We start from the raw sequence: 4,262 nt of genomic DNA, 5'->3' as shown, positions 1-4,262 counted from the left end.
AGAAAAGCTTTTCCCTCCCTTCCCCAAACCCCATCCCTCCCTTTCCAAAGACTTTTGACTTTATCGAATCCCTCTTGTCAGTCTTCCCTATGGATATAAAAAGCGCCGGTTCTCTTGTTGATCATCTTGGTTGTCCGGCAGTCTTCCTTGTAGATATGAAAAAAGCCTGAACAAGAGTTCAGGCTTTTGCTTTTGGGGAAGAGAAAAGGATTACAAACTGTGAGCGGAACGGATTCCTTTCGCGTTTCCTCCCCATCCGTCGAAGTTTTTGCGGGAGGGGGCCGGGGGAGGGAGCTTTTTGCAAAAAGCTCCCTCCCCCGTTTTTTCACTTCATTTCATCCAATAATCTCTGCGCGCAGCGGGCCGAGCCGCCGAGACGGGGTGCGAGCCAGTGCTGGAAGCGTTCCCGCACGGCGTCATGCGGTGTTGGAGCGGCGAGTTGCTGTTGCAGCAGTGCTGCGACGGCCTTGGCGTTTTCCCCGGTTTGGAGAAGGCCGAGGGCTTCGAGGGAGTCCTGCTTGGCTTCGCCGGAACGTTCCAGCGCCCATGCGAAGTTGTCCAGATGCGGACCGCAGCAGGGAATCCTGCCGAGTGCCAATGGTTCGAGGAAATTCTGGCCGCCGAGGGGTGCGAGGCTGCCGCCGACGAAAACGGCGTCCGCAAGCTGGTAAAGCTGGCCGAGTTCCCCGAACGTGTCCCATATGACGATGGACCCGGCGGGGATGGTCCCTTCTTGCTTCGAGCGCATGACGGCCGGGAGTTTCGCGCCGCTCAGGAGCGCCTGCCACGGTTTGACGCGGTGCATGTGCCGGGGGGCGACGACGATGGTGGGGGCGTCGTGCGCGCGCAATGTCTGGATGACGGAAAGGAGCGCGGGTTCTTCCTGTTCGCGGACGGAGGCCAGCAGGACGGTCTGCCGGGCGTGAAGTTCCGGAGGCAGGAGTTTGAGCAAAGGGGCGGACACGGCGGGTATGGCTGTGGCGGTGGCCCGGTCGAATTTGATGTTCGGCACGGCCTCCACTCTGTCGCCGCCGAAGATCCGGGCGAAACGTCCGGCGTCCGCTTTTGAGATGGCGCAAACATGCTTGGGCGCAATGGATTCCCAAAAGCCGGGGATGGCGGCCTCAAGCTTGAGGTAACCGCGCAGGCTCTTGTCCGTCATGCGCCCGTTGAGGATCAGCATGGGGACATGACGTTTTTCGCAAGCCAGCATGAGGCCGGGCCAGAGTTCGGTTTCCAGCAGGCCGACCACACGAGGGCGGACCTGATCGAGCGCCTTCTCCATGAGTTTTGGCGCGTCCAGCGGGAAAAACGCCGAACGGACGGACAGCCACGGGTGCTTCTCATGAAGTTTTCCCGACATATCCTGCAAAATGTCGAGCCCTTGCCGTGTCCACGTGGTAGCGAGCACATACAGAGGTTCAGGAGTGCCCTGCTTTTCGCACAATACGGCAAGATGGGCGAGCAGTTCCCAGACGAGATAGGCTTCGCCGCCGGATGCCGCCTGAAGCCAGATATCCGATCGTGTATGAGAGCTTGCGCTTCCGTCGCCCGTTTCCATGCCGAGCGCCGATCCGGGCCATCCGTCAGGAACCAGACGCTGCGGGAAGCCTTCTTGAAGGCGCTTATGACGGCACAGGACTGGACGGGCCGCCAGCCATGCCAAACCGTATGCGCCGCTCAACAGGGCGCGGAGCACGCTGCGTTTCACTGTGAGGTATCCTTGGTTTGAAAGACGGCGAGGGAAGGGGAGCCCTTTTCTGGAAAGGTTCCCTCTTCCCTCGCAGAAGTCCTTTTCCGCCCTATCGTTCCAGAGCGAGTTCGAGCAGGCGTTCGACGAGATCCGCGAAGGACATGCCTTTGACGGCGGCTTCGCGGGGAACGAGGCTGGTGGAGGTCATGCCCGGCGTGGTGTTGACTTCAAGGATATACAGGGTGCCGTCATCCTGAAGGATGAAGTCGGCGCGGCTGTAGCCCTTGAGCCCGAGCGCGTGGTGGGCGCGGAGGGCCGCGTCCTGCACTTTGGCGGTTTCCTCGGGGGCAATGGGCGCGGGACAGATTTCCTGTGCGCCGTCGGGCGCGTACTTGTTGTGGTAATCGAAGTAGTTGCCCTTGGAAACGACGAGGATGGGCGCGAGCGCCTCTTCGCCGAGCACGCCGCAGGTCACTTCACGGCCGACGACGGCGGTTTCCACAATGGCTTCCTCTCCCATTGAGAACAGGGAGTTCAGGGCCGTGTAGAGTTCCTCTTCGTTGGTGACGCGGGAAAGGTGCAGGCTCGAGCCGCCGGTGTTCGACTTGACGAACATCGGGTATTGCAGATCGGGCTTCCAGTTCGGGCCGGGATGGCGGGGCAGGAACACGCCGTCGGGGATGTTCAGGCCCGCATCGCGGAAGATCTGCCGGGCCGCCGCCTTGTGCAGGGCGAGGAAGGAACCGGCGGGGCCGGCCCCCTGATACGGGCAGTTCACGCGATCGAGGATGGCCTGTACGAGGCCGTCTTCGCCGGGCGCGCCGTGCAGGTTGATGAAGGCCGCGTCATGTTCGCGGGCCATGTCCATAAGCCGTTCGAAATCCTTGGCCGGATCGCAGAGCGTTACGCTGTGCCCGCGTTCCTTGAGGGCGGCGGCGATCTGCTCGCCGCCTTTCAGGGAAACTTCACGCTCGGGAGACCAGCCGCCCGCCAACAACAGTACTTTCATGGAGAGGAAACTCCAGTTGCGCCGAAAGGACGCGCTCAATGGTTTTGGAATGTTCCCAGCCGCGATGGATGGCGGCGCGGGAGTGTTCGCTTTTTCCATAGCGGACAAGCAGATCTTCATAGCGCTCGTCGAGCGATACCATTTCGTCGTGGCGGGCCCGCTTGTCCGCATAAATGACGAAAAAAACCGGATGTACGAGATCTTCTGGCAACGGCCAGGGCCATTCGACATGGTGGTAGACGGCTTGGGCGACCTTGTGGTTGCCAGTGGAATCGACCACCCATGACGCGCCGATCTGGGCATGGCTGCCGCCGAACTGCACGGTATAGGACTTGGCGATGTCGTGCAGCAGCCCCGCCGCGAGGGACAGGGCCACAAGCTCTGGGTGTCTGGTCGCGCCTGTTTCCACGGCCCTCCGGGCCAGCGCCTCGGCCATGCCGGCCACGCATTCGCTGTGCCGTTCGATATGGGAAAACATGGCGTAGCGCGTCCATAGGGCACGGCAGGCCGCCTCGTCGGGAATCGGGGCGGTATCCGGATGATCGAGGCTCCACAGGTTGGGAAGCTCGGGAAGGGCCGGATTTTCGTAGGGTCTGCCGCTCCGGAGGGGAGGCGTGACGAAATGGACCGCGTGTTCGCTTGCTGACTGGGACATGGAGGCTTCCTTACAAAGGCTTTGCACGGGACAGGCTTTCGTAAGCCTCCCACGTATCAACATCTGTTATTGCTGCCGTATCATTGGTAGGCATGAGGCGCAAGCCGAATGCGGCGAGAATGCCCCGAGCGCCCTTGTCGCCGCTCAGGAGGAGCGTGTCGCCGAATGCCCCGGCGGGCAGGATCACCGGGTTGCCCCGGACGCCGTCGCACGCCGGAGCCGCCGCGCATTCCGGTTTTTGCAGATAAAACGCCGTCAGTTCGCGTACCAATCCCGCCCCGACCAGCGGCTGATCCCCAAGGAGGACGACGGTGCCCGGAGGAGGGCAGGCAAAGCGTGAAACAAGCCGCCGGATGCCGGCCTTAAGGGATTCGGCCTGTCCGAGATGAGCGTCGGGAGCCGGGACGATCTCCACGCGGGCATCGAAGCCGGAGACGGCCTCAAGCAATTCCGGGGAGGCGTCGGGCCGCACGGTGACGAGCACGGGGGCAAGCCCGGCGTCCAGCGCGGCGCGGACGGCCCGGCGCACGAGCGGTTCCCCGTCGAGCGTCAGGGTCAGTTTGCAGCGGCCCATGCGCCGGGAGAACCCAGCGGCCAGCACGATGGCGGGAAGTATTGGGGGTATGGTCATGGTTTTTGCGGGGAATTTGGGGAAGGGAGGGGGAAACTTTTAAAAAAGTTTCCCCCTCCCTTCCCCAAACCCCATCCCTCCCTCTTCAAAATTTTTCGACTTTATCGAATCCCTCATCCCGGTTTGTCTGGAAATGAGGAATGCTTTTCCGTTTATTTTTTAAAATGATGACTCAAATTGTTCGGCTTTTGTGATTCCACCCACAGGGAAAGACGGGAGCAGGGATTCGATAAGGTCAAAAGTCTTTGGGAGGGGTGGGGGAGGTTTGGAGGGG

The 4,262-nt window shown here is 61.5% G+C and carries 4 protein-coding genes; all 4 read right to left on the bottom strand.

Features of this window, described 5'->3' with window-relative positions:
* Window positions 1-325 precede the first annotated feature (325 nt).
* The 4 genes from T370_RS0121365 to T370_RS0121350 all read right to left on the bottom strand — a co-directional run bounded on the left by T370_RS0121365 (window position 326) and on the right by T370_RS0121350 (window position 3,988).
* The gene (locus T370_RS0121365; RefSeq protein ID WP_029436947.1) at window positions 326-1,711 is read right to left on the bottom strand and encodes a 3-deoxy-D-manno-octulosonic acid transferase; all 1,386 of its coding nucleotides are present in this window, start codon (window positions 1,709-1,711) and stop codon (window positions 326-328) included.
* A gap of 91 nt (window positions 1,712-1,802) precedes the next feature.
* Window positions 1,803-2,702 carry a D-alanine--D-alanine ligase family protein gene (locus T370_RS0121360; protein WP_005028269.1) on the bottom strand — a complete coding sequence of 300 codons (900 nt, stop codon included), beginning with the start codon at window positions 2,700-2,702 and terminating at the stop codon, window positions 1,803-1,805.
* Window positions 2,659-3,357 (bottom strand): HD domain-containing protein, encoded by a 699-nt coding sequence (locus tag T370_RS0121355; RefSeq protein ID WP_005028270.1) that lies wholly within the window; start codon window positions 3,355-3,357, stop codon window positions 2,659-2,661. Before T370_RS0121355 ends, T370_RS0121360 begins: the two co-directional genes overlap by 44 nt.
* Window positions 3,358-3,367: 10 nt before the next feature.
* The gene (locus T370_RS0121350; protein ID WP_051643938.1) at window positions 3,368-3,988 is read right to left on the bottom strand and encodes a nucleotidyltransferase family protein; all 621 of its coding nucleotides are present in this window, start codon (window positions 3,986-3,988) and stop codon (window positions 3,368-3,370) included.
* Window positions 3,989-4,262: the final 274 nt, after the last annotated feature.

The sequence above is a fragment of the Bilophila wadsworthia ATCC 49260 genome, from assembly GCF_000701705.1.
GTDB classification, from domain to species: Bacteria; Desulfobacterota; Desulfovibrionia; order Desulfovibrionales; family Desulfovibrionaceae; genus Bilophila; species Bilophila wadsworthia.
This window is presented reverse-complemented; position numbering and strand designations above follow the sequence as displayed.

Bases quoted from the DNA above. Each gene is read 5' to 3' on its own strand.
- T370_RS0121360 (WP_005028269.1), bottom strand. From the start codon at position 2,702: ATGAAAGTACTGTTGTTGGCGGGCGGCTGGTCTCCCGAGCGTGAAGTT.
- T370_RS0121355 (WP_005028270.1), bottom strand. From the start codon at position 3,357: ATGTCCCAGTCAGCAAGCGAACACGCGGTCCATTTCGTCACGCCTCCC.
- T370_RS0121350 (WP_051643938.1), bottom strand. From the start codon at position 3,988: ATGACCATACCCCCAATACTTCCCGCCATCGTGCTGGCCGCTGGGTTC.